At 63.7% G+C, this 20,930-nt stretch carries 24 protein-coding genes; 15 read left to right on the forward strand and 9 right to left on the reverse strand.

Annotation, left to right across the window (positions count from 1 at the left end; translation table 11 throughout):
- Nucleotides 1–60 precede the first annotated feature (60 nt).
- Nucleotides 61–1,194, forward strand: coding sequence for an FAD-dependent oxidoreductase (locus CH295_RS06675; RefSeq protein WP_094740138.1), 1,134 nt, complete (start codon nucleotides 61–63; stop codon nucleotides 1,192–1,194).
- On the opposite strand, the gene CH295_RS06680 is transcribed toward CH295_RS06675, so the two are convergent.
- Nucleotides 1,195–1,764, reverse strand: coding sequence for a CGNR zinc finger domain-containing protein (locus tag CH295_RS06680; RefSeq protein ID WP_094740139.1), 570 nt, complete (start codon nucleotides 1,762–1,764; stop codon nucleotides 1,195–1,197).
- Nucleotides 1,765–1,830: 66 nt separating this feature from the next.
- Between CH295_RS06680 and CH295_RS06685 the strand changes: the two genes are divergently transcribed.
- Nucleotides 1,831–2,247 (forward strand): hypothetical protein, encoded by a 417-nt coding sequence (locus CH295_RS06685; protein ID WP_212556148.1) that lies wholly within the window; start codon nucleotides 1,831–1,833, stop codon nucleotides 2,245–2,247.
- Nucleotides 2,248–2,357: 110 nt separating this feature from the next.
- Here CH295_RS06685 and CH295_RS06690 read toward each other — a convergent pair whose 3' ends face one another.
- Entirely contained in the window at nucleotides 2,358–2,732 is a 375-nt protein-coding gene (locus CH295_RS06690) for a hypothetical protein (RefSeq protein WP_094740140.1), read from the reverse strand.
- Nucleotides 2,733–2,779: 47 nt separating this feature from the next.
- Between CH295_RS06690 and CH295_RS06695 the strand changes: the two genes are divergently transcribed.
- On the forward strand, nucleotides 2,780–3,064 hold the full coding sequence (locus CH295_RS06695) for a hypothetical protein (protein WP_094740141.1): 285 nt from the start codon (nucleotides 2,780–2,782) through the stop codon (nucleotides 3,062–3,064).
- A gap of 101 nt (nucleotides 3,065–3,165) precedes the next feature.
- A complete protein-coding gene (locus CH295_RS06700) occupies nucleotides 3,166–3,963 on the forward strand; it encodes a hypothetical protein (protein ID WP_094740142.1) in 798 nt (265 codons plus the stop codon).
- A 2-nt stretch (nucleotides 3,964–3,965) separates the two neighbouring features.
- Here the strand turns inward: CH295_RS06700 and CH295_RS06705 are convergent, their stop codons facing one another.
- Nucleotides 3,966–4,373, reverse strand: a complete 408-nt coding sequence (locus tag CH295_RS06705; protein ID WP_094740143.1) for a hypothetical protein — start codon at nucleotides 4,371–4,373, stop codon at nucleotides 3,966–3,968.
- Nucleotides 4,374–4,573: 200 nt separating this feature from the next.
- On the opposite strand from CH295_RS06705, the gene CH295_RS06710 reads away from it, so the two are divergent.
- From CH295_RS06710 to CH295_RS06735, 6 genes are all read left to right on the forward strand, one after another.
- A complete protein-coding gene (locus CH295_RS06710; protein WP_094740144.1) occupies nucleotides 4,574–5,551 on the forward strand; it encodes a bile acid:sodium symporter family protein in 978 nt (325 codons plus the stop codon).
- A gap of 192 nt (nucleotides 5,552–5,743) precedes the next feature.
- Complete coding sequence (locus CH295_RS06715) at nucleotides 5,744–6,736, forward strand: NmrA family NAD(P)-binding protein (RefSeq protein ID WP_094740145.1); 993 nt, start codon at nucleotides 5,744–5,746, stop codon at nucleotides 6,734–6,736.
- Complete coding sequence (locus tag CH295_RS06720) at nucleotides 6,733–7,518, forward strand: SDR family NAD(P)-dependent oxidoreductase (protein ID WP_094740146.1); 786 nt, start codon at nucleotides 6,733–6,735, stop codon at nucleotides 7,516–7,518. Before CH295_RS06715 ends, CH295_RS06720 begins: the two co-directional genes overlap by 4 nt.
- A 57-nt stretch (nucleotides 7,519–7,575) precedes the next feature.
- Nucleotides 7,576–8,292 (forward strand): TetR family transcriptional regulator, encoded by a 717-nt coding sequence (locus CH295_RS06725; protein WP_094740147.1) that lies wholly within the window; start codon nucleotides 7,576–7,578, stop codon nucleotides 8,290–8,292.
- A 100-nt stretch (nucleotides 8,293–8,392) separates the two neighbouring features.
- The gene (locus tag CH295_RS06730) at nucleotides 8,393–8,812 is read left to right on the forward strand and encodes a DUF4234 domain-containing protein (protein WP_094703074.1); all 420 of its coding nucleotides are present in this window, start codon (nucleotides 8,393–8,395) and stop codon (nucleotides 8,810–8,812) included.
- Between the two features lie 31 nt (nucleotides 8,813–8,843).
- On the forward strand, nucleotides 8,844–9,278 hold the full coding sequence (locus tag CH295_RS06735) for a GNAT family N-acetyltransferase (RefSeq protein ID WP_094740148.1): 435 nt from the start codon (nucleotides 8,844–8,846) through the stop codon (nucleotides 9,276–9,278).
- 1 nt (nucleotide 9,279) lies between these two features.
- On the opposite strand, the gene CH295_RS06740 is transcribed toward CH295_RS06735, so the two are convergent.
- Nucleotides 9,280–10,449, reverse strand: coding sequence for an MFS transporter (locus tag CH295_RS06740; RefSeq protein ID WP_094740149.1), 1,170 nt, complete (start codon nucleotides 10,447–10,449; stop codon nucleotides 9,280–9,282).
- Nucleotides 10,449–11,288 (reverse strand): MurR/RpiR family transcriptional regulator, encoded by an 840-nt coding sequence (locus CH295_RS06745; RefSeq protein WP_080739000.1) that lies wholly within the window; start codon nucleotides 11,286–11,288, stop codon nucleotides 10,449–10,451. The genes CH295_RS06740 and CH295_RS06745 overlap by 1 nt, the downstream gene beginning before the upstream one ends.
- A gap of 142 nt (nucleotides 11,289–11,430) precedes the next feature.
- On the opposite strand from CH295_RS06745, the gene CH295_RS06750 reads away from it, so the two are divergent.
- From CH295_RS06750 to CH295_RS06765, 4 genes are read left to right on the forward strand one after another with little or no spacing between them, the layout of a single operon-like run.
- The gene (locus tag CH295_RS06750; RefSeq protein WP_170945781.1) at nucleotides 11,431–12,006 is read left to right on the forward strand and encodes a tripartite tricarboxylate transporter TctB family protein; all 576 of its coding nucleotides are present in this window, start codon (nucleotides 11,431–11,433) and stop codon (nucleotides 12,004–12,006) included.
- A gap of 3 nt (nucleotides 12,007–12,009) precedes the next feature.
- A complete protein-coding gene (locus CH295_RS06755; protein WP_094740151.1) occupies nucleotides 12,010–13,533 on the forward strand; it encodes a tripartite tricarboxylate transporter permease in 1,524 nt (507 codons plus the stop codon).
- Nucleotides 13,530–14,522: a Bug family tripartite tricarboxylate transporter substrate binding protein gene (locus CH295_RS06760; RefSeq protein WP_094740152.1), complete on the forward strand. Its 993-nt coding sequence runs from the start codon at nucleotides 13,530–13,532 to the stop codon at nucleotides 14,520–14,522. Before CH295_RS06755 ends, CH295_RS06760 begins: the two co-directional genes overlap by 4 nt.
- A 23-nt stretch (nucleotides 14,523–14,545) precedes the next feature.
- Nucleotides 14,546–15,157: an RraA family protein gene (locus tag CH295_RS06765; RefSeq protein ID WP_094740153.1), complete on the forward strand. Its 612-nt coding sequence runs from the start codon at nucleotides 14,546–14,548 to the stop codon at nucleotides 15,155–15,157.
- An 8-nt stretch (nucleotides 15,158–15,165) separates the two neighbouring features.
- On the opposite strand, the gene CH295_RS06770 is transcribed toward CH295_RS06765, so the two are convergent.
- From CH295_RS06770 to CH295_RS06785, 4 genes are all read right to left on the reverse strand, one after another.
- Nucleotides 15,166–15,921: an EAL domain-containing protein gene (locus tag CH295_RS06770; RefSeq protein WP_094740154.1), complete on the reverse strand. Its 756-nt coding sequence runs from the start codon at nucleotides 15,919–15,921 to the stop codon at nucleotides 15,166–15,168.
- Between the two features lie 45 nt (nucleotides 15,922–15,966).
- The gene (locus CH295_RS06775; RefSeq protein ID WP_252341936.1) at nucleotides 15,967–17,259 is read right to left on the reverse strand and encodes a lipase family protein; all 1,293 of its coding nucleotides are present in this window, start codon (nucleotides 17,257–17,259) and stop codon (nucleotides 15,967–15,969) included.
- A gap of 21 nt (nucleotides 17,260–17,280) precedes the next feature.
- Nucleotides 17,281–18,870 (reverse strand): GMC oxidoreductase, encoded by a 1,590-nt coding sequence (locus CH295_RS06780; RefSeq protein ID WP_094740155.1) that lies wholly within the window; start codon nucleotides 18,868–18,870, stop codon nucleotides 17,281–17,283.
- Between the two features lie 102 nt (nucleotides 18,871–18,972).
- Complete coding sequence (locus tag CH295_RS06785) at nucleotides 18,973–19,524, reverse strand: TetR/AcrR family transcriptional regulator (RefSeq protein ID WP_094740156.1); 552 nt, start codon at nucleotides 19,522–19,524, stop codon at nucleotides 18,973–18,975.
- A 98-nt stretch (nucleotides 19,525–19,622) separates the two neighbouring features.
- On the opposite strand from CH295_RS06785, the gene CH295_RS06790 reads away from it, so the two are divergent.
- On the forward strand, nucleotides 19,623–20,927 hold the full coding sequence (locus tag CH295_RS06790; RefSeq protein ID WP_252341937.1) for a carboxylesterase family protein: 1,305 nt from the start codon (nucleotides 19,623–19,625) through the stop codon (nucleotides 20,925–20,927).
- The last annotated feature ends 3 nt before the right edge of the window (nucleotides 20,928–20,930 follow it).

A 20,930-nucleotide genomic window follows, 5' to 3' on the forward strand; every position in this document is an offset into this window, starting at 1 on the left:
CCTTGGAACGCTGTTCCATTCTTGCTTGGAACAGCGTTCCAACAACGGGCGGAGAAATCAATGAGCACATCCATCACGATCATCGGCGCAGGACTCGGCGGCCTGGTTCTGGCACGGGTACTGCACGTTCACGGAATCGCCGCCACGGTGTACGAGGCCGACGCCACGGCCGACGCTCGCACACAGGGCGGACAGCTCGATATCCACGAGCACGACGGGCAGATCGCGCTTGCCGCGGCCGGGCTCACTGCACAGTTCCGCGCCATCATTCACGAGGGAGGCGAAGCGACACGCGTACTGAACCCGAACGGCGAGGCTCTGTTCGACGAACCCGATGACGGCACCGGAGGTCGACCGGAGGTGCTGCGCGGGGACCTGCGACGCATTCTGCTCGACTCACTGCCGGCCGACACCGTTCAGTGGGGGCACAAGCTCACCTCCGTGCGCCCACTGGGCAACGGGCAACACGAAATCGAGTTCGAGAACGGAAGCACCACAGTCAGTGATCTGCTCGTCGGTGCAGACGGCGCGTGGTCACGAGTCCGATCCCTGCTCTCCGCCGCCACGCCCGAGTACGTGGGAACCGTCTTCATCGAGACCTACCTCCACGACGTCGACGCACGTCACCCCGCCACCGCCCGCGCAGTCGGCGGTGGCGCACTGTTCGCCCTCAGCCCGGGTAAGGGGCTCACCGTGCACCGTGAAGTCGGCGGCATCCTGCACACGTACGTTCAGCTCAACCGCAGCGCCGATTGGATCGACGCGATCGACTTCACCGATGCGGCTTCCGCCAAAGCAACGGTCGCAGCCGAGTTCGATGGGTGGGCACCGGAATTGACGGCGTTGATCACCGACGGGGAGACCGCGCTGGTTCCCCGGAGGATCTTCACGCTGCCCAATGACCACCGCTGGGAACACACCCCGGGAGTAACACTTCTGGGCGACGCCGCGCACCTGATGCCTCCATCCGGAGACGGCGCGAATCTGGCAATGTTCGACGGTGCCGAACTCGGTCGCGCGATCGCCGCTAACCGCAACAACTTCGACGCAGCTCTGCCCGACTTCGAGGAGGCCATGTTCGCCCGAAGTGCAGCGGTGGCAATCGAGGCACATGAAACGCTCGACCTGTGCCTCGGGGAACAATCGCCCTATGGACTGATCGACCTGATCTCCGGCGTCACCAACAGGGTGTAATCACTTGTCGCCGAGCGCATTTCTGCGCTGGCGATGATTGGCGACGTTGATTCGGTTGCCGCACAGGTCCGGCATGCAATAGCGACGTCGGCCGCCACGACTGACATCGACGAACACGCCATTGCACGTCGGTGACGCGCACGCGCGGAATCGCTCGAACCCGAGCATGCGCAGAGCGCTCAGCAGGGCGTAGCCCGTGAACACGGCCAATTCCTGCGCCACCGTGACGATGCCCTCGGTTGTTACTTGCCAGCGCCAGACATTGCCGACGAGTTCGACGAGTTCGACGTGATGCGGAACCGTCGACAGCAGCTCATGCGTGAGGTCGACCAACTCACCCGGTGACGGGGCGTCGACGATCGGTCGCAGGCGCTCACGAAGAGCCCGTACCTCTTCCAGATCGCGTTCGTCGAGCACTGCCGTGTCGACGCCGTTCGCGACGAGAAACGATTGCAGGGCACGGGGGTCGCTCAATTGGTCGCCGGCGACCACCCACACCGTCGGCGACGTGTTCACCAGTTCCGTCGCGAACGCGGCACCCTGGATGTAATCGTCCAAAAGGGCTTGCACCCCTTACCTCCTGTCGCTACCGTAACCGGATAAGACCACTTTACTCCCTTACGGACGGATTTCGGCATGACGACGCGACAGCACTGCAGCTCCACCGCCGACGGCTGCGGGCATCCCCTCACCGACGAACTCTCCGACGCACGCGATCACCTACGCCGAGCGACGACATCCGCATCTCGAGCACCTCTGGTCGGTGCCGACCTGTACTGGGCCCTCGGGGTGCTCGCCCAATGCATATCAGCCGTCAACGACGTCATCGAAAGGATCGGCATCGACGCAGGTGAGCAGCTGTCCGGCGGTTCCGATGCGGACGCTTCCGGCCCGATCACGACGGCACGCGATACCGCGCTGGTCTCTGCGGTCCTCGCCCTCGCCACCGCGTCGGCCCGTTGCCAGCCGGTGACAACTGCCGTCACCGACGCCCAGGTTGCCGTCACCGACCTCGGATCGATTCCTCGCTGTCAGGACGGTCTCGGCCGCTGAGTGCCGGTAGAACGAGAAGAGCAGATCGGTAGGTCGAGCAGGGACCGAGGCTCGGGGTGCTACATGCCGTTGCTCACGATCGACCACGGATCCGACGATTCCGTCCTCGTCTAACCCGGCGAAAAACCGCCCACATCAATGGAAATCCACAAGGAGGCCAGAAGTCCGTAGACCGCAGTGAAAGATCCAACGGCGCACACACTCACCCAAGTCGACGGGCGCGCAGCCCACACGATCAGTCCGTAGCAGCCGTACACGGCAATCGGCGGAATCAACCAGGTGAGCCAATAAGTTACAGGTACATCAGGCGCACTCGCGCCTCGATCTCGAACCGGCACAGCGAAGATCGACGGAAGATCCGGTGCCACTCTCAGCGCCCACACGGCCCCCACAACACCCAGGGCACCGCCGACAACAAGGGCGACACTCGTCAGGAGCAATTCGAGAAGTTCGCGGTTGGTTTCGCCCCGATTCTCGTTGTGCACGCAACCAGACTAGGACCTGACCGTCCGCATTCGGTCATGATGTACCGGTGCCGACTACCGATCCGTTCCACTCACTCGTTCTGATGAACGCAGTGTTCGCCTCAGCCGCATGGTGTCTGGCCAAGCCCTCGTGGTCCGCAGCGATATCGCTGAGCGTTGCCTCCGTCCTGTGGCTGTTCTTCAACGCCCCTATCGAAGGCGCAGTGTTGTACGTGGTCGACGCCGACAGAGGGTTGACCGAATCCGACTTCCTCACGCTCGCTGGGGTGATCCTGGCCGGGGTGACTGTTGCCAGAGTCCGGCGCGGCCGGCAATCGGACGTCGACTCCTGAGCAATTGGCGCTCTACTCGATGCAACAACTGCGGCTCGTCGGTCTCGATGTAGTACTGCAGATGGATGCGCTCGGGGGTACCCGGTGATTGACTCTCACCCGTGATTCGTCCGACGAATGTGTCCGTCACCCGAAGCCGCAGCACGATCGTTGTGTTGACATGCGCCGGAGCGGCGTTGGTGGCCGCATTCGTTCTGGGCCCGGCCGCGTTGCTGCGCGGCAGGTATCCCCAGTTCCAGGATCAATCCGTGATGGGTGAGCTGCTCGGCCGCGGCTTGGTCGAATACTGGGGTAGCGGTGTTCGCACCTATCCTCCCGGCTTGGCGGAGATGGTGAACTACTGGTTCGAGTGGCATGCAATCAAGATCGTCATCTCGGTTCTGCTGACCGTCGTTCTCGGTCTGCTCGCGGCGACTCTGTGGAGGCGATCTCTCGCAGCCGGTATGGGATACACGATCGCTGCCGCCAGTGCGACTGTGCTCTCGATGTTTTCGGTATTCCTGGCTGTGCTCAACATTCAGTCCACGGTTGCACCCGTGGTCGCGCTGCTTCCGATGCTCTCGGATGACAACGCGGACGGGCGCGCGGCACAGTCGCTGATCGAGAACGGTGTGCAGAGCGAAGACACCAGGCCTCCCCTGCTCGAGCTGCTGGCGCAGGTCGAGCACTACAACTGGGCGGTGATAATAGCTACCGCCGTGGTGATCGTTGTAGTCGCTACCGGGACAGTGATCGCGTTCCGACGCTACAGATCAATGGACGGTGCTCACCGCCGAATGTTCGTCGTCCTCGGATCGCTCGGCACGGTGATGACCATCGTGATGGCGTTGCTGTTGATCGCAGCCATCGTGGCGGTCGTCGATCCTGGGGCAGCCCTGCTCGGCGCTGTCGGTCTGTGACTCTATTGCCGGCTGCGATCGCGGGCACGTGTGCGGAATTGGCCGATCGCGAGGACAGCCAGCGCGACCCCCAACACGGTGAGCGGGACTTGAGCGCGGGGCGCGTGGATGTCGAGTACGACGATCTGCCACACCACCCACCCGATGGTCACCAACCCCACAAACGCCACGTACACCGCAGCTTCGGACGCGTCGACGAGCACGGCAGCCACGCAGATCAACGGTCCGAGCCCGAGAAAGAACAGCACGAACAACCCGGAGATGCGGTAGTCCCAGGTGTGCCAACTAGGCAGCATTCCGACGTTCAACCCCAACGACCGCCCACTGGGGTCGGAGGTCAACGACATCCCGTTGAACGTCCCGGCTGCGCCCAGCAGGATCAGCAATGCCACCGTCGAGAGCTTGTTCACGGTGACGTCATGCGTTCGTCGTCCTTCGGTTGTAGCCGGCAGCGGTTCACGTAAAGGTTGATACTGCCAGAACAAGGCCGCTCGGTCTTGTTCTATTCGAGAGTCCTGCGACGTGGAGACCTGCCTGTCGAGGCTGCGGTTACGCTCGGTGGGTTGCGCGCCCGCCCTGGGGAGTGCCCCGACCGCACAGGAGACTCCGCGTGCCCAAGCTGAAATCCGTCAGCGAGTTCACCGGCAAGTGGTTTGCCCTGATCGTCGTGGCGGCAGGTGCGCTGGCCCTGATCACTCCCGATACGTTCAGCGGCGGCACTCCGGCCGTTCCGTGGCTGTTGTCGATCATCATGCTCGGCATGGGAATGACGTTGCGGCTCTCCGACTTCGCGGTCGTTGCCCGACGACCGTGGGCACTGTTGCTCGGCGTGGCCGCACAATTCGTCGCGATGCCGCTGCTCGGTCTGGGAATCGCCAACGTGCTCGGCCTCTCTGCTGCGCTGACCGCGGGCATGGTGTTGGTCGGTTCGGCTCCGGGCGGCACTGCGTCCAACGTGATGGTCTACCTCGCCAAGGGTGATACCGCGTTGTCGGTGGCCATGACGTCGGTGTCCACGTTGCTCGCTCCGATTCTCACGCCGCTGCTCGTGCTGTGGCTCGCCGGCGAATTCCTGCCGGTCGATGCGGGCGGGCTGTTCGTCTCGATCCTGCAGATCGTGCTGATTCCCGTCGTACTGGGAGTTGTTCTGCGCCTGCTGTTTCCCGCTGCGATCGACCGCATGCTCGACGCGCTGCCGTTGATCTCGGTGGCGGGGATAACCGCGGTGGTGCTGTTCGTCGTTGCCGCCAGCGCACCGACATTGCTGTCCATCGGAGCCCTCATCGTCCTGGCCGTCGTGCTGCACAACTCGCTGGGACTCGCCGTGGGATACGGCATCGGCAAGGCGTGCGGCCTCGACGTCGCCAGCCGACGCGCGATCAGCATCGAGGTCGGGATGCAGAATTCCGGCTTGGCCGCGGCGCTCGCATCGGTGCATTTCAGCCCCGCGGCAGCCCTGCCCGCGGCCATCTTCTCGGTGTGGCACAACGTCTCGGGCTCACTACTCGCCAGCTACTGGTCTCGGCGATCGATCGAACCGCAGCCGGCCGAACGCGCACCGGAGTCGACACACACGACGACCGAGTAGGGCCTGCACGCTGGATTACACACAGAATCCGGTGCAGCTGACCGCGCTGAGCGCGGTCAGCTGCACCGGATTTTTCAGTTCTGCTTCGCAAATTCAGTGCTCTCGACGTAGAGCCTCTTGCGTTATATGCACTTGATATGCAATATTTGCATAACGCTCAGCGTCCGCCGAGCTCAACGTCGAGGAGGCCTCATGATCACAGTGACCAGTGCCGCGGGTGGTGTCGGCCGCTTGCTCGTTCGACAGCTCGCCGCACAGAAAGTGCCGGTTCGGGCGGTAGTCAAGAACACAGCGCAAGCGGAGACCACCCGCAAGGACGGAGCCACCGAGGTCGTCGTAGGTGACCTTCGGTCTCAGGACACGCTCCATACCGCACTGGCGGGGACCGACGTCCTTTACCACGCTGCACCGACGCAGATCATCGACGAAAAGCCGATCATCGATCACCTGATTGCAGTGGGACCGGCAAGCGGGTTGAAGCACATTGTTTTCCATTCCGTAATCCATCCGAACCTGCATCAACTGACGCACCATCACCAGAAGGACATCGCCGAAGGGATGCTGCGAGACAGTGGAATTCCCACTACGGTGCTCAGGCCGTCGCACTACATGCAGAACTACTTGGAAGTGTGGGAATTTCTCCAGGCCGGAGTGATGCCGTACCCGGTGTCACCGGACAGTGTCATGGGCGTTGTCGATGTAGCCGACGTCGCCGAAGCGGCAGCGAACATCCTGATCGACCCATCGCCGCACACCGGTCGCGTCTACGACCTGTCCACCGTCGAGCTCACGCGTCACGAGATGGCAGAGATCTGGTCCGATGTGCTCGGCCACAAGGTAACTGCCATTCGGATCCCGCCGTCGTCGCTGACGAACTCACTGACGGTGCTGCCCGCGCTCGCCTCGGTCGTCGGACACGCGTTGCTCTCGACGAAACTGAAGTCTGTCGGCCACCTCGTTCGTGGTGCCCAGGCTGCGTCCAATCCGCGTGACATGAAGAACTGGCCCGCCGACGCACGCACGGCATACCGCACGATGATGACCCACTACGACGGCTACGGCCTACCGGCAGGAGACCTGAAAGTTCTCCCGACGCTGCTCGGGCACGCTCCCACGTCGTACGAACAGTTCGCACGGCGCTCGGCCGCTGAGCTCGGGCGCACGACCGTCGGGTCGAACCGATGATCCGCCGAGGTCGTAACTTCCGCCCCGGCCGGTCGTTGGTCACCGGCGCGAGTTCCGGAATCGGTGCCGAGTTCGCTCGGGCGCTGGCCGCACGAGGGTCCGATCTCGTACTCGTCGCACGGCGAGAAGATCGACTGACCGCTCTGGCGAAGGAGCTGGAGCAGGCATACGGAATCCGTTGCCGCACAGTGGCCTGGGACCTGTCGGAAAAATCGAGTGGCCGCCTCTTGCGTGAATTGGTGCCCGAGCAGATCGATCTCGTCGTCAACAATGCGGGGTTCGCCGTACAGGGACCCTTCGCAGACGGCAATGCCGACGACTTCGAACGTCTCGTCGCCGTCGACATCCGCGCTGTCGTGGACATCTGCTCGGCGTTCCTCCCGGACATGATCCACCGCAGGGACGGGACAATCGTCAACGTGGCCAGCACGACTGCTTTCCAGCCCGTACCGTCGCTCGCTGTGTACGCGGCCGCCAAAGCCTTCGTCCTGAGCTTCAGTCAGTCCCTGTGGTACGAATCGGCACCAAACGGAGTCAGAGTGTTCGCACTCAACCCTGGCCCGACCCGCACCGAATTCTTCGATGTCATCGGAGAATCCGCCGCAGCGACCGGTACCTACCAAACACCGATCGAAGTCGTGGCCACCGCAATGCGCGCACTCGATGCGAAACGATCTCGACCGCAGGTGATCTCGGGTCGGCGAAACACCGTTCAAGCCATCGCGGCGGGTCTCGTCCCCGCGCGGATTCTCTTACCCGCCCTCGATCGCATGCTTCGCTAGTTCGACTCCGAACGCGACATTTTCCCGACTCTCCCACCGAAATGTAGTGTCACGAACATGGCCAGGGTCTCCAGATTCACACTCGCCGATCGGCAGGCAGCGGTAGCGCGCGCCTTCGGTGGTGCCGAAACCCCAGCGGCCGTAGCGACGTCACTGGGCATCCACACCACTACGCTCTATCGCTGGGCCGGGTCGTCGCCCACCGACGATCCAGGGCCCGCACCGGCCAGACTGGTCGAGGCCACCCAGGAACTGCTGCGTCACGACGACTACGCAGACATCACGATCGAAACCGTCGCTGCTCGCTGCGGTCTCGCACTGAGAACCGCATATCACCACTTCCCCACCAAACGTGAGCTCTTCCAAGCCGCAGTCGACGACGCCGCTAGCGTGCTGATAGACCGTATTCACGACAGGTCGGTTGCGACCACGTGGCCGGACACCCCACTCGAGCAATTGCAGACATTTCTTCGCATCGCGGCCGCGAGCATCTACGACACCCCGCGTACCCATGTGCTGTTCCGCAATCTCGGAGTACCGAGATCCGAGGGCTCGGCAGAACGCTGGCACGACAGTTTCGTCGACGCGATCGCCCAGCTACTGAGTGCCGCCGCAGAGGCCGGTCAAATCGACCGCGACACAGACATCGTCGCTGCCGCCCACCTGATCACCGGTGCGATGCGAGGGATCCACAAAGCAGTATTCGAGGGCGCGGACGCCGGCACTGCACTGAGCCTTGTCGAGAGAGTTCACTTGTTGGTCCCACCGCGCTGACATTCGGTGTGGGCCGATGCCGCGTGGAGCCCACAATACCGCTCGACGTGCGAGAATTGTCCGGTCCACGAGCAGCCCGTTCGACAAGGTTGGGAGCATCATGACCGGTCCGGTTACCCAAGGAAGCGCGATGAAGCGGCGCAATCCCGTTGTCGTCTGGATCCTGTTGCCGCTCATCACTCTCGGCATCTACCACTTCGTCTGGTACTACCTCATTCACCGCGAGATGGCCGACTTCGACCGTCGCAAAGTCAATGCCCCCGTCGCCGGGCCGCTGCTGGTTCTACTGCTGCTCGGCTGGACGATCATCGCTCCGCTGATCAGCTACTACAACACCGGAAACCGCATCGCCGACGCCCAACGCGCGGCCGGCCTCCAGCCGACGTGCAGCTCGATCGTCGGCCTGCTACTCACCTTCGTGTTCGGCTTGCAGAGCCTCTACTACCAGCTGGAACTGAACAAGATCACGGCGCGATACAACGACGCTGCACCGGGAACCGTTGTGCCGCTTGCGGTGTGACGATCGAGATCGACTCTGGCGAAACGGACCAATGCCTTCCCTTCACCATGCTCCACTTGCCGGCGTAGAGCCGAGCACGCTGTACCGCATCATGGCGCTTCGCGTTGCAGTGTTCGTGCACGAGCAGAAGATCGTCGATGAGGTCGAACTCGATGGCGCGGACCTACTGGCGACAACGGAGTTGTTCTGGATACAGGACGACCACGGAGAGGTATTGGCTACTCTCCGCGTCCTCGTCGAGGACACGGTCCACATCGGCCGCGTCGCAACCGCGGTTCAGGGGCGTGGACGCGGCTATGCCGGCGAACTCGTCGAGGCGGCACTGAAGGCATACCCCGGGGTGGTCGAGATCTCCGCGCAAGCGCACCTCGAAAAGTGGTACGGGCGCTTCGGATTCGTTCGGGTGGGAGAGGACTACCTGGAAGCCGGGATCCCGCACGTGAAGATGCTCACCCGCGTCGGTTGAGTCAGCCTCGACTCCGCGGATGCGAGGCCGCGACGATCGATCCCCCGAGTACCAGTGCATTACCGAGCAAAATGCCCGTCACCCCGAACGGCCCGGCAATGGCACCGACCGTCAGTGGGATGAGAATCTGGGCAGATCTGTTGGCCGACATCCGCAATCCCAACGCCTCCCCTTGCGTGGATTTCGGCACGATCGACACCACCCACGACATGGTCAGTGGCTGCGGAATACCCAACGCGATGCCGAGTGCAATCATGACTCCGATGGCTCCGACTGCCTGCACGAACGGCAGCACTGCGAGAGCGATCGCGCCCGCCGCCAGCGAAACATTGAGCAGCACAGTGCGACCGAACTTCGCATCGAGTCTGCCGAGCCCCACTCGGCTGACCACCGACACCCCGGCGCGCAACGCCAGCAGCCACCCCACCGTCGTCACCGATACCCCACGCTCGACGGCCCACGCCGGTACGAAGGCATAGAGCAGATCGACCGTCACCAATACCGCGCCGCTGACCGTCAATGACTGCCACATGCCCGGCAGCTTCAGCAATTTCAGCCCCGACGCTTCGCCCTCGGCAGGTTTCTGCGCGCGAATGTGGTTGCGGCCGAGCATCAAGAACAGTGCGGTGGGGAGCGCTACCGCGGTGAACGCACCGGCGGTGAGGATGCCTGCCGTCGTGTTCGGACTCTCGACGCTCGCACCGCCGAATCTCGACGCGACGGCCGTCACCGCGAGCGGCCCGACCAACTGCCCCATCGAGGCGGCGGCAGTCAATGCGCCGAAGGCACTTTCGTTCTTGCCGTCGACGTGGACGTGTGCGACGAACGCCTGCTGCCCGATCATGATGAGCAGATTGCCCAGACCGAACGCGGCCGTGCACGCGAGCAGGGCCCACATTGCCGAAAACGCAACGAGTACACCGGTTGCGATCGAGCACAGAACGATTCCCGATACGATCACCACCGGACCGCCGAACCTGTCTGCGATGCGCCCGATCGGCAGAGCCGCCAATACTGCGGGCGCAGCGAACAGTGCCGCGATCACCGCAAGCGTTCGAGTGTCGGCACCCTCGGCGATCGCCCGATAACCGATCATCAACCGCACCCCGACCCACCCGGCCTGCGCAGTCGTCGCCTGAACGGTCAGAGCAATGGAATCACGAGAAGCCATCAGCGCAAGGGAATTTCATCGGTTCCTCCGACCAACCTCGATACGTCGTTGATGTCGTCACGCACCGCCCCGTACCGATCGGGATCGAGGTGGAAGATTGCCAATTGCAGTGCGTACGCAATGGCGATGGGAATGATGAGGGTGTTGTACTCGGAATCGTCTCCGCGTTGCGCGACGAGGAGATGCGTCGGCGCGGGCCGGAAGTGATATCCCGGCGCATCGCTGATCAGAATCGACGTGCCGCCGCGTCGTTCCGCCTCACGGACCAGAGCAGGCAGCTGAGACGGTGCCTCGCGCAGCGCGAACGCAATAAGGATGGAGTCCTCGGTGAAGCTGACGAACCGCTCGGCGAGGTCCTTTCCCCCGAGACCGAGCTCGACGACGACAAGACCGAGTCGGCGGAGACGACGGGCCAGCATATCCAGGGCCGGGCGTTCGTCGGCCTTGGAGAACAGGTAGACCACCCGCGCCCGATGAATGGAGGTCGCCACGTCCACCAGCTGCTCCTGCGGGATGAAGCTCGACAACCGCTCCAGTGCACGGGCCTCGTCGCGCGCGAAGACAGCCAGTTCGTGACCGGTATCGCTGCGCATCAGAGCCGATGCGGTCACGGGTTCGGGGTTGTCGCGTTCGAGATCTGCGCGCAAGTCCGGGAAGCCGCTGTATCCGAGCTTCTGCGCCAACCGCACGACGGTCGACTCGTGAGTTTGCGCGCGGGCCGCAACGGGAGCCGCACGCAGACTCGACGGCTCGGGCTCGCCGAGAAGCACCGCAATGACCCGTTTTTCGGACGCGCTCAGCGACTTTCCGCTGCTCGCCACCACTGTTCGGAAGCTCATACCCTCCACTTTCCACTGTGTCTGTTGACACACTCAACCACAATCCTGTAAACCTGTGCAAGATTGCAAGTGATCCACAGCACAGCAATCCGGCCGACCTTCTCAGGCCGCATCCGAACATATGTCAGAAAGGCGGCAGGCCGTGAAGGTACTGCTCGGCACACAACACACGATCGAATGGATCGTGCTCGGCGCGACCCTCGTCGTCGGCCTGGCGACGGTCACCATAGCAACCGGGTACGGAGTGACAGCCGACCCTGGCGTCGGGGCGGGCTTCCTGCCTTTGGTGGGCGGCCTCGGCATGATCCTCGGCGGTGCGATGTGGGCAATTCAGCTCGTTCGAGCACCGCGGACGAGCGCGCCCGAACCGGATCCCGAACTCGAGCCCGCTACCTCCGCGGCCGTCGCGTTCCTCTCCAGTGACAACGAGGAGGACGCCGACGAGGCCGAACTGCCCGATCGCGCAGGTTGGATCAGAATCGGAGTGGTCGTCGCCGCGATCGCCGGAGCCGCACTGGTGCTCCCCACACTCGGCTACACGCTGTCCATGGCGCTGATGCTCGCAGTCGTGTTGACGTTCGTCGGCAAGCGCACCCCGGTGGTCGCCGTCGGCGTCGCAGTGGCCACCACCTTGGCCACCCGGCTGGTGTTCGACGTCTGGCTCGGCACGGCCCTGCCGGCTTCCTCCATTCCGTTCCTCGCTGATTGGGGGTTGTGAGTCATGGGATTTCCCGATCTGATGGCAGGCTTCGTCAACGTCCTGACACCGACGCATCTGCTGTTCGCACTCCTCGGCTGCGTGCTCGGCATGCTCGTCGGTGTCCTCCCCGGGTTCGGTCCCGCCGCCGCGGTATCACTGCTGATCCCGATCACCTTCGGACTCGACGCCACCACAGCGCTGATCATGCTCGCCGCCATCCTGTACGGCGCAGCGTTCGGCGGCACCGTCACCGCTGTGCTGCTGCGCATTCCGGGTGAGGCGTCGTCCATCGCCACCACGCTCGACGGCTACGAGATGGCCAAGAGCGGACGCGGCGGGCCCGCTCTCGTCGTCGCCGCACTCGCGTCGTTCGTCGGCGGACTGGTCGGCGTCATCGGATTCGTGGTCGTCGCTCCGTTCAGCCGATTCGCACTCGAATTCGGTGCTCCGGAACTGTTTCTCGTCGCACTGCTCGGCATGGCCCTGATCACCAGCTTCTCGGGCAACAACCCCGCGAAGGCACTGATCAGCGTGGGTCTCGGCCTGGCGATCGCGTCGGTGGGCATCGATTCCGGCCAAGGCGTCCAGCGATTCACGTTCGGCATGCCGGAACTGTTCGACGGCGTCGCACTCGTGGCCGTCGTGATGGGCTGCTTCGGCCTCACCGAAATCCTCATCCAGGCCCGCTCGGCGGGAGGTGCCGGCCGACGACCACTCGCCGTCGGCAAGCTGCTGCCCACCAAGACCGACATCACCAGGTCTGCAGGCCCGACGATGCGCGGATCGGTCATCGGCTTCTTCATGGGCCTGCTCCCCGGATCTCCGGGTGCCGCAACCTCATTGGCGTCCTACGCGATGGAGAAGAAGCTCACCAAGCGTCCTGGGCAATTCGGCACGGGTGCCGTCGAGGGTGTCGCCGGACCGGAATCGGCCAACAACGCGCTCGCACTGTCGTCGATGATTCCACTGTTCACCCTCGGTATCCCTACCTCCGCCACCGTCGCCATCATGGCCAGCGCCTTTACCATCAACGGTCTGATCCCCGGCCCACTGTTGTTCCGCGACAACCCCGAGGTCGCCTGGACCATCATCGCCAGCTTCCTCGTCGGCAACATCATCCTGCTGATTCTCAACGTGCCACTGGTTCGTCTGTGGATTGCTGTACTGAAGATCCCGTTCCACTACCTGATGGCGATGATCCTGGCCTTCATGTTCCTGGGCGTCTACAGCATCAACGGCAGCGTCTTCGACATCTTCATCATGCTCGGCGCAGGCGTCATCGGATACCTGTTCCACCTCAACAAGATTCCGCTCACTCCTCTCGTCCTCGCGCTGATCCTCGGACCACTGCTGGAGGAGAACTTCCAACGTTCGTTGTCGCTGTCCCGCGGTGACTACGGCGTTTTCGTCGAAGGCCCCATCAACAAGGTTCTACTGCTCGTCTTCATCGCAGCCGTTCTGTTCGGAATGCTGCGCCCCGTCCTGGCTCGCATCCTTTCCCGCCGCGCCACCGCGAACCACCCCATCAAGGAGCCCGTCTCATGAGAACACTGCCCATCCTCGTCGCGGCCATCTCCACCGCTGCGCTGATTGCCGGTTGTAGCGGGGGCACAACCGATTCGGGAGCACCGTTCCCACGCGACGGTGCCACCGTCGAATGGGTCGTCCCGTCCGCCGCAGGCGCAGGTAACGACATCCTCGCCCGCATCATGGCACCGGCCATGGAAGCCGAACTGGGAGTCCCGGTCAAAGTGGTCAACAAGGAAGGCGGCAGCCAGGTCGTCGGACTGAACTACCTGGCCAACGCCAAGCCGGACGGCGAGACCATCGGCTTCACCAATATCCCGTCGATCCTCGGGAGGTACCTGGACCCGAGCAAGAAAGCCGGGTTCGATCGCGAAAGCTTCTCGCCCATCGGGTCGTTCGCATCCAACGACATCGTGATCGGAGTCAACAAGTCCAGCCCCTACGCCAACATCGGCGAACTGTTCGATGCGGTGAAGGCCAACCCCGGCACCATCACGGTGGGCACCGACTCCCGCGCGGGCGACGACCACGTCAACCTGCGCACCCTCGAAGACACTCTGGGTCTGGACTTCAACATCGTTCACTACAACAGCGGTGCCGACAAGATCTCGGCACTGGTCTCCGGCGAAACCGACTTCGCCCTCGGCGGAGTGTCCAGCTTCTACGGCCAGTTCGCATCGGGTGAGGTGAACATCCTCTCGGTACTCACCGAGGAGCGAAACAAGCTCATCCCCGACGTACCGACGCTGGCGAGCGAGGGATACGACGCCCCGTTCATGACCAACAACTTCGCCATCAGCGCCCCCGCAGGCACCCCGGACGCGACGATGACCACGCTGCAGAACGCCCTCGAGACTGCGCTGGCCGACCCGACCGTGGCCGAGAAGCTGACCGGCGCAGCGACACAACCCGATTGGGTCTCCGGTGCCGACGTCGAAGCCCTGTGGGAACAGCGTGAAACCGAGATCGAGCCGATCATCGCCGAACTGCTCGCCGACCAGCAATAAGTCACCCGAAAGGCATTGATCTCATGAGTACCGAAACCTATTCCAACACTGCCGTATCCGACGACATGATCGAACGCTTCTCTCGGGTGCCCGCAGCAAACGTAGGCGATGCCCAGGATCGTTTCGGCATCATCGCCGGACTGCGGCCCATTTGGGCCGGAGCAGCGGTCACCGGCCGGGCCTACACCGTGTGGACCCGATCAGGCGACAACCTCTACATCCACAAGGCTCTCGACGACGCCCGCCCCGACGACGTCATCGTCGTCAACGGCTCGGGCGACGACACCCGCGCCCTCATCGGCGATCTCATCGGGATCCGCGCCAAATCGCTGGGCATTGCGGGGTTTGTCATCGACGGTGCCGTGCGCGACGCCGACGCATTGGCCGAGCTGGGCCTGCCCGTCTTCGCCCGAAGTGTCACACCTGCCGGGCCGTACAAGAACGGGCCGGGCCGGCTCAACGAGCCGGTGGCGCTCGGAGGCGTCGTCGTATCTCCCGGTGATGTCATCGTCGCCGACGCCGACGGCGTGGTCGTCGTGAAGAGCTCCGATGTGGAGGTCGTCATCGTCGCTGCCGAGGAAGTAGTGGCACGTGAGGCGTCGAAACGCGAGAGCTTCTCGGCCCGCAGCCACTGAACACCGCCTCAGACGAGCAGATCCACCGCTGCAGGGCGACCGATTCGGTAGCCCTGCAGCAGATCGGCCCCGACCGAAATCGCGGTCTCGAGATCGTCGTCGGTCTCGACACCCTCGAACACGCATCGGGCGTCGGTCTTGCGCGCGAACTCGAGCACGAGTTCGGCCAATGCCAGCTTCGCCCGGTTCGCCCTCATCTCGTGGACGACGAAGGCATCGAGTTTGACGATCTCCGGTTCCAGCAGAACGAGATGTCGCATACCCGCGTACGCCGATCCCACATCGTCGACCGCCACGGCCACCCCACCACGTCGAAGTTCGCCCAGCACAGCGACCACCGCATCCTCGTCGTCGAGCGCGGCATGCTCCGTTATCTCGACGACCAGAGGTCGTCGCCGACCGGCGTCGAGCAGCAGTTCGATCAGCGGCGCATCGACCAGTAGCGTTGCAGCGCTAAGATTCACGGCAACGAAGGACTCGCAGGGTAGACGAGCGGACTCGTCCAAGGCCCGGACAGCCGCCGATCGGTCGAGCTCGGGTCCCAGACCGCAGTGCGCGGCATCGGTGAACCATGCTGCGGGATCACCACCGGTGGCCGGGAAGCGGGACAGGGCCTCGTATCCCTCGACGGATCCGTCACTCGCGCGGACGATCGGTTGGAACACGACGTCCGGGCCACCGCTTGCGATCACGGCCTCGACCCGACGCCGCGCACGCAACAGCGTCGAGTGCAGCGGTGTCGAGGCACCTCTAGTCGACGACACGGGTCCACACGGGAATCACCGTACGCCGCTGAGCCACAACCGCGATCAGTCCAGAGTGCATGCGGATACGGGAATGTCGGCGAACCGGTCCATCAAGAACGTCGCAGCCTCTCCGCCGTAACCGTCGATCAACTGCGGTCCGAAGTGGTTCGGCAACACAGCACCCTGCAGAATCGGCGGCAAAGTATTCGTGCGGAACTCGACCGAGGCACCTCGCCCACACCAATCCTGGGCCAACTGTCGGGCCTGACCGTACGGAACCGTGTCGTCGTTGAGTCCGCTGGTGATCATCACCGGTGCGTTCGGAGTACTGCGGCCGATACGTTGCTCGTCCAGGATTCGACCGGCCTCAGGAATGGTGCCCAGGTTCTCTAGCATCGATCTACCGTCGACGGTGAGCGATTCTGTCTTCAGGAAAGGGTATTTCAGAATCGTGTCGCCGATGCACTGCGTGGACAGGTCGTCGAGCACCGCCTTGCCGTGATCGGTGAGTCGCTCGTCGATGAGTGGCAGCAGACTCGAATCTCGCTCGACGAAGCCGTTGAGGGCATAACCGATCACACCTCCGATCAGCGTCCCGTCGACAGTTTTCAACACCTCGAGCAAGTCGGCAGTGGGGGCACCCGCCCAGGTGCCCTTCAGATTGAGGTCCGGTGCGTAGTCCGAGGCGAGTTCTGCAGCGGCGGCGGCAGCTCCCCCGCCCTGCGAGTAACCCCAGATGCCGATCGGCGCATTCGCGTCGCCGGTCAATTCTGTTGCCGCGCGAGCACCGTCGAGAACTGCGTGCGCCTCCTCCGATCTGTTCACGTAGGTGTGCAGCCCGGGCGTTCCCAGCCCGATGTAATCGGTGACGAACACGTTCGCCCCCATCGATCCCCACAGCGTCGACGACAGCAACTCCTGGTTGAACGAGATCGACAGTGGTTGCGTCACAGCATTGATCGAGGTAGGGAACGCTCTCGACGGGGCGCACTGATCGCCCTGCCCCACGGTTCCCGGTGCGACGACGATGGTCGGTCGTGGGCCCGCACCTCGCCACGGCACCTCGGTCTCGATGAATGTGCCCGACACCGCCACCGGCGCATCGTCCTGTGATCGAGAGGTGTACAGCACCCGTTGCGCCTGGGCCGGATACGAGCCGTCCGTACCCGGCAGTGCAGCGAACAACGACATCGGTTGCGTCCGAACGACGGATCCGGGGCTGTCGGCGAGCTGGGCAGGAGGGACGTAGAAATCGTCGACGACATCGGCCTGCGCTGCAGAGGCCCCGAGTACGGTTACCGAGGACGCAAGCACAGCAGTTGCGACTGCGCCGATCATGGTGCGATACAGATGCATTGGACTCTTTCTACCGAGGGGTCAGATAATTGTGCCGAGGTCGCGGGCGACGATGTTGTCCAGTGCCCGCTCTGCCAGCGCCGCGATCGTCATGGACGGGTTGCAAGCCGCGGTGTTGCCGGGCATCAACGCACCGTCCAGAACGTACAGTCCGCGCTGGCCCTGTACGCGGCCGTCGAGATCGCACACCGGACCCATGTTCGCCCCGCCCAACGCATGCCAGGTGGACGGGAACAACGCATTGGTATCGGTGAGGATGCTGCCCGAACCGGCGATGCGACGCACCGTCGGATCGATGGAGCCGTCCTGAATGAAGGAGTCGCCGTTGGCCGGCCAGTACAGCTGGGCTCGGTCGCGTGCGGAATCGTAGGCGAAGTGGCCGCGACCGTCACTGACTCCGTAGCCGACGAGCATCGTGCTGTGGGCATCGACACCCAACGGCGGAATGGATGCCTGAATGACCGTGTGAGCGGTGCGCGGGTCGTCCCAGTTCAAGCTGCCGAACACCACCGGACCACCCTGCGGCGTACCGAACTGCTGCTCGATGCTCGACCACACGTAGATGCGATCTGCGTTGGTTCCCCAGCCCTGCCCGAGCTGGTCCGGTAGATCGGGAATGGATCCGGTGGCCCCGGCACGGACCAGTAGCTTGGTGGTGTTCAGGCTGCCGGCGGCCATGATCAACGCGCCGGTGGTGAGGATCTTGTTCTCCAACACCGTTCCGTCGGAATCGATTCGGTCGACATGGACGGCCCAGCGACCATCGGCAGCACGCTCGACGTGCGTGACGTTGTGTTGCGTCGCCACGGTGGCCAGACCCGTCGCCTCTGCAGCTGCAATGTAGGTGACGTCGACCGAGTGCTTGCCTCCGTTGTTCACTCCGAACGCGCCTGCACCGTTGGTGTACGACGGCTTCATCACCCCACGTGTTTCGTCGAGGGCGTAGTTCCAGTCGATCGGCATCGGAATCTTCGACACCGGCAGACCTGCCCGCCGCGCACTGTCTGCGAACACCCGTGCCGCTTGATAATTGGGTGTGGCGATCAACTCGTCCGGAGCCTGCTCGAGCTGCAGCATCCGCGCGACGCGGGGGTAGTGGACCGCGTTCAACGTGGCCCAGTCGAGGTCGACCGGAAAGTGAGTCTCGAAGACGGCCTGCGAGGGCTGCAACGTCATGCCCTGGTAGATCAGGGACCCGCCGCCCACTCCGGCAGCGCACAGCGCGGTCATGTTGTCGCCGGGGACTGCCTCGAGCAAGCCGACGTACGGATCGAACGGAACCGGCCTCCCGAACAGATTGGGGCTCGAGCCGTACCACAGCATCCGCTTGTCCGGCGAAGTCGCATTGGGGAAGGTATCGGCATTCGGGCCTGTGGACCAACGTCTTCCGCGCTCGAGTACCAGAACGGGAACACCGGCCTCGGCCAGGCGCAACGCTGCGACGCCGCCCCCGAACCCGGATCCGATGACGATTGCGCGGTGGTCCTCGCGGGTGAGTGGAATCCGAGTCCTGGCACAGGGGCTCGCATGGGCTACACCGGTCCCCGCCACTGCAGCCAGGCCCGCAACTGCGGTAGCGCCCAGAAATGACCGACGATTCAGATTCGACACGTTCCCCCCACGCTTGCTGACGTGCACGCATCGAGACTCGGGTCACATGTACGTGCGGTGCAAAACTAGACAGAAGGAGGCTCGGGTGTCAAGTTTTTGATGCTAAGCAAAGGGCAGGACCGGAATCAACCACCGTTCCAGGTAGCGGCGCAAACCGTCGTCGTCGTGAATGGACGGGTCGTCGAACAGGATCACCGAGAGCCCCACCCGCACGATGACGCCGTCGATGCCGTGGAACTGCGTGGAATCGAAGCTCGGATTGCGTGCGATGTACCCGTCGAGAAACTGGCGAACCACCGGCTGCGCGCGATCCATCATGTCCGCGTCGAACAGTGGGTTCGCGTTGCCCGAGCGCAACAACGAGTTCAGAACAGGTTCGCGCCGAATGAGATTGCGCGCAGCGACCACGGTCTCGACGATGAATTCCGTCGGAGTCTCGGCCTGATCGGCCTTATCCCTGATACCGCCCAGCACGTCGACGATCAGTCCCACCATCGCCTCGGAGACCATGTCCTCACGGGTGGTGAAGATCGAATACACCGTCTGCCGCGTGACACCCGCAGCACGCGCCGCCGCCGCGATCGTGACACCCTCGAAGCCGGTCTCGGCGATCAACCCGAGGGTGGCATCGAGAATCTTCTGCTTGGACCGCACGGTCCGATTATGACGCCTACCCTGTCATTGCCTCACTCGAGTGTTCGACGGCGCGGAGACGATAAGCTCGCACCTGTTCATCGAATGGGGGTTCACACGTGAGCGAGAAGACGACACCCGGGGCGACTCTGCGCACCATCACCGGCACCACCAGCGGAGACCTCGAAGCAGTCGAAGCCGACGGGCTGATCCACGCACGGGGAATCCCCTATGCCACCGCCACGCGATTTCGTAGACCCGAACCGCTCGACACCCCGGGGACGACGCGCGACGCCACCCGACGCGGCCCGGTGTGCATCCAAATGCCCTCCCGGCTCGACAATGTCACGGGCCCGATGGTCGACGGGCTCGAACAGAGCGAGGACTGCCTCGTGTTGTCGGTGACCGCTCCCTCTGAGGCGGAGGGACTTCCGGTGATGGTGTGGCTGCACGGCGGCGGCTACGTCTCCGGCGGCGGGGAAGCCGAGAGATACGACGCCGACCACCTCGTTCGGGAGGGTGTCGTGGTGGTCAGTGTCACTTTCCGGCTCGGTGGATTCGGTTACCTGACCCCGAAAGGCTCAGGGGACAGCAACATCGGTGTGCAGGATCAGATCGCAGCACTGCGCTGGGTGTCGACCAACATCGCTCGATTCGGCGGTGACCCGCACAACGTGACGTTGTTCGGGCAGTCTGCGGGCGGCGATGCCGTCCTCGCGCTGATGGCGTGCGAGTCGGCCGCAGGGTTGTTCTCGCGGGCAATCGTGCAGAGCGCGCCTCTCGGGTTGCGATCGGGCCGTTCGGCTCTGTACGACACAGCCCGAAAGGCTTTCGCAGCGCACTTTCGTACCGACCCGGCCACCGCTCCCGCGTCGGATGTGCTCGATGCAGAGCGTGCCGTGACGCGTGCGGTGCGCAGGTTCGGTGCCGCAGGCGGAATGCCGTTCGGGCCGGTTGCTCACCTCGAGCCCCTGGCCGGTGACCCCGACGCCGCCCTACGCAGAACTGCCCCTGGCGTCGAACTTCTGATCGGTCACACCAGAGACGATGCTTCACCGTTCGTGGACGTCGTATCGAACATGTTGTGGCTGAACAGGTTCGGTATTGTCAGTTCGGTACTGACCGCTCCGGTCGTCCGTCTCGTCACCAACCTGTTGTTCGGCGTCGACGGCATGGTGAAGATGTGGCACCGCGCCGGTGGTCAGGTCGCGTCGTATCGAATCGACTGGGCACCGAAGGGCGCACCGTTGGGAGCGTGCCACAGCATCGATTTGCCGTTGCTGTTCGGTGACGCATGGTGGGATGCGCCGATGTTGGCCGGCCATGCTCCGCCGGATGCATTGGCCGCCAAGGTACGGCGGACATGGGCCGCGTTCGCCAGAGAAGGAGTGGCCGGGCTGCCTTCCCGCTCGCTGGTGTTCTGACAG

It is taken from the genome of Rhodococcus sp. 14-2483-1-2, from assembly GCF_002259405.1.
Lineage (GTDB): Bacteria > Actinomycetota > Actinomycetes > Mycobacteriales > Mycobacteriaceae > Rhodococcoides.

Bases quoted from the DNA above. Each gene is read 5' to 3' on its own strand.
- CH295_RS06765 (WP_094740153.1), top strand. From the start codon at position 14,546: ATGAGTACCGAAACCTATTCCAACACTGCCGTATCCGACGACATGATC.
- CH295_RS06740 (WP_094740149.1), bottom strand. From the start codon at position 10,449: ATGGCTTCTCGTGATTCCATTGCTCTGACCGTTCAGGCGACGACTGCG.
- CH295_RS06760 (WP_094740152.1), top strand. From the start codon at position 13,530: ATGAGAACACTGCCCATCCTCGTCGCGGCCATCTCCACCGCTGCGCTG.
- CH295_RS06715 (WP_094740145.1), top strand. From the start codon at position 5,744: ATGATCACAGTGACCAGTGCCGCGGGTGGTGTCGGCCGCTTGCTCGTT.
- CH295_RS06675 (WP_094740138.1), top strand. From the start codon at position 61: ATGAGCACATCCATCACGATCATCGGCGCAGGACTCGGCGGCCTGGTT.
- CH295_RS06685 (WP_212556148.1), top strand. From the start codon at position 1,831: ATGACGACGCGACAGCACTGCAGCTCCACCGCCGACGGCTGCGGGCAT.
- CH295_RS06775 (WP_252341936.1), bottom strand. From the start codon at position 17,259: ATGCATCTGTATCGCACCATGATCGGCGCAGTCGCAACTGCTGTGCTT.
- CH295_RS06755 (WP_094740151.1), top strand. From the start codon at position 12,010: ATGGGATTTCCCGATCTGATGGCAGGCTTCGTCAACGTCCTGACACCG.
- CH295_RS06745 (WP_080739000.1), bottom strand. From the start codon at position 11,288: ATGAGCTTCCGAACAGTGGTGGCGAGCAGCGGAAAGTCGCTGAGCGCG.
- CH295_RS06735 (WP_094740148.1), top strand. From the start codon at position 8,844: ATGCCTTCCCTTCACCATGCTCCACTTGCCGGCGTAGAGCCGAGCACG.
- CH295_RS06730 (WP_094703074.1), top strand. From the start codon at position 8,393: ATGACCGGTCCGGTTACCCAAGGAAGCGCGATGAAGCGGCGCAATCCC.
- CH295_RS06725 (WP_094740147.1), top strand. From the start codon at position 7,576: ATGGCCAGGGTCTCCAGATTCACACTCGCCGATCGGCAGGCAGCGGTA.
- CH295_RS06720 (WP_094740146.1), top strand. From the start codon at position 6,733: ATGATCCGCCGAGGTCGTAACTTCCGCCCCGGCCGGTCGTTGGTCACC.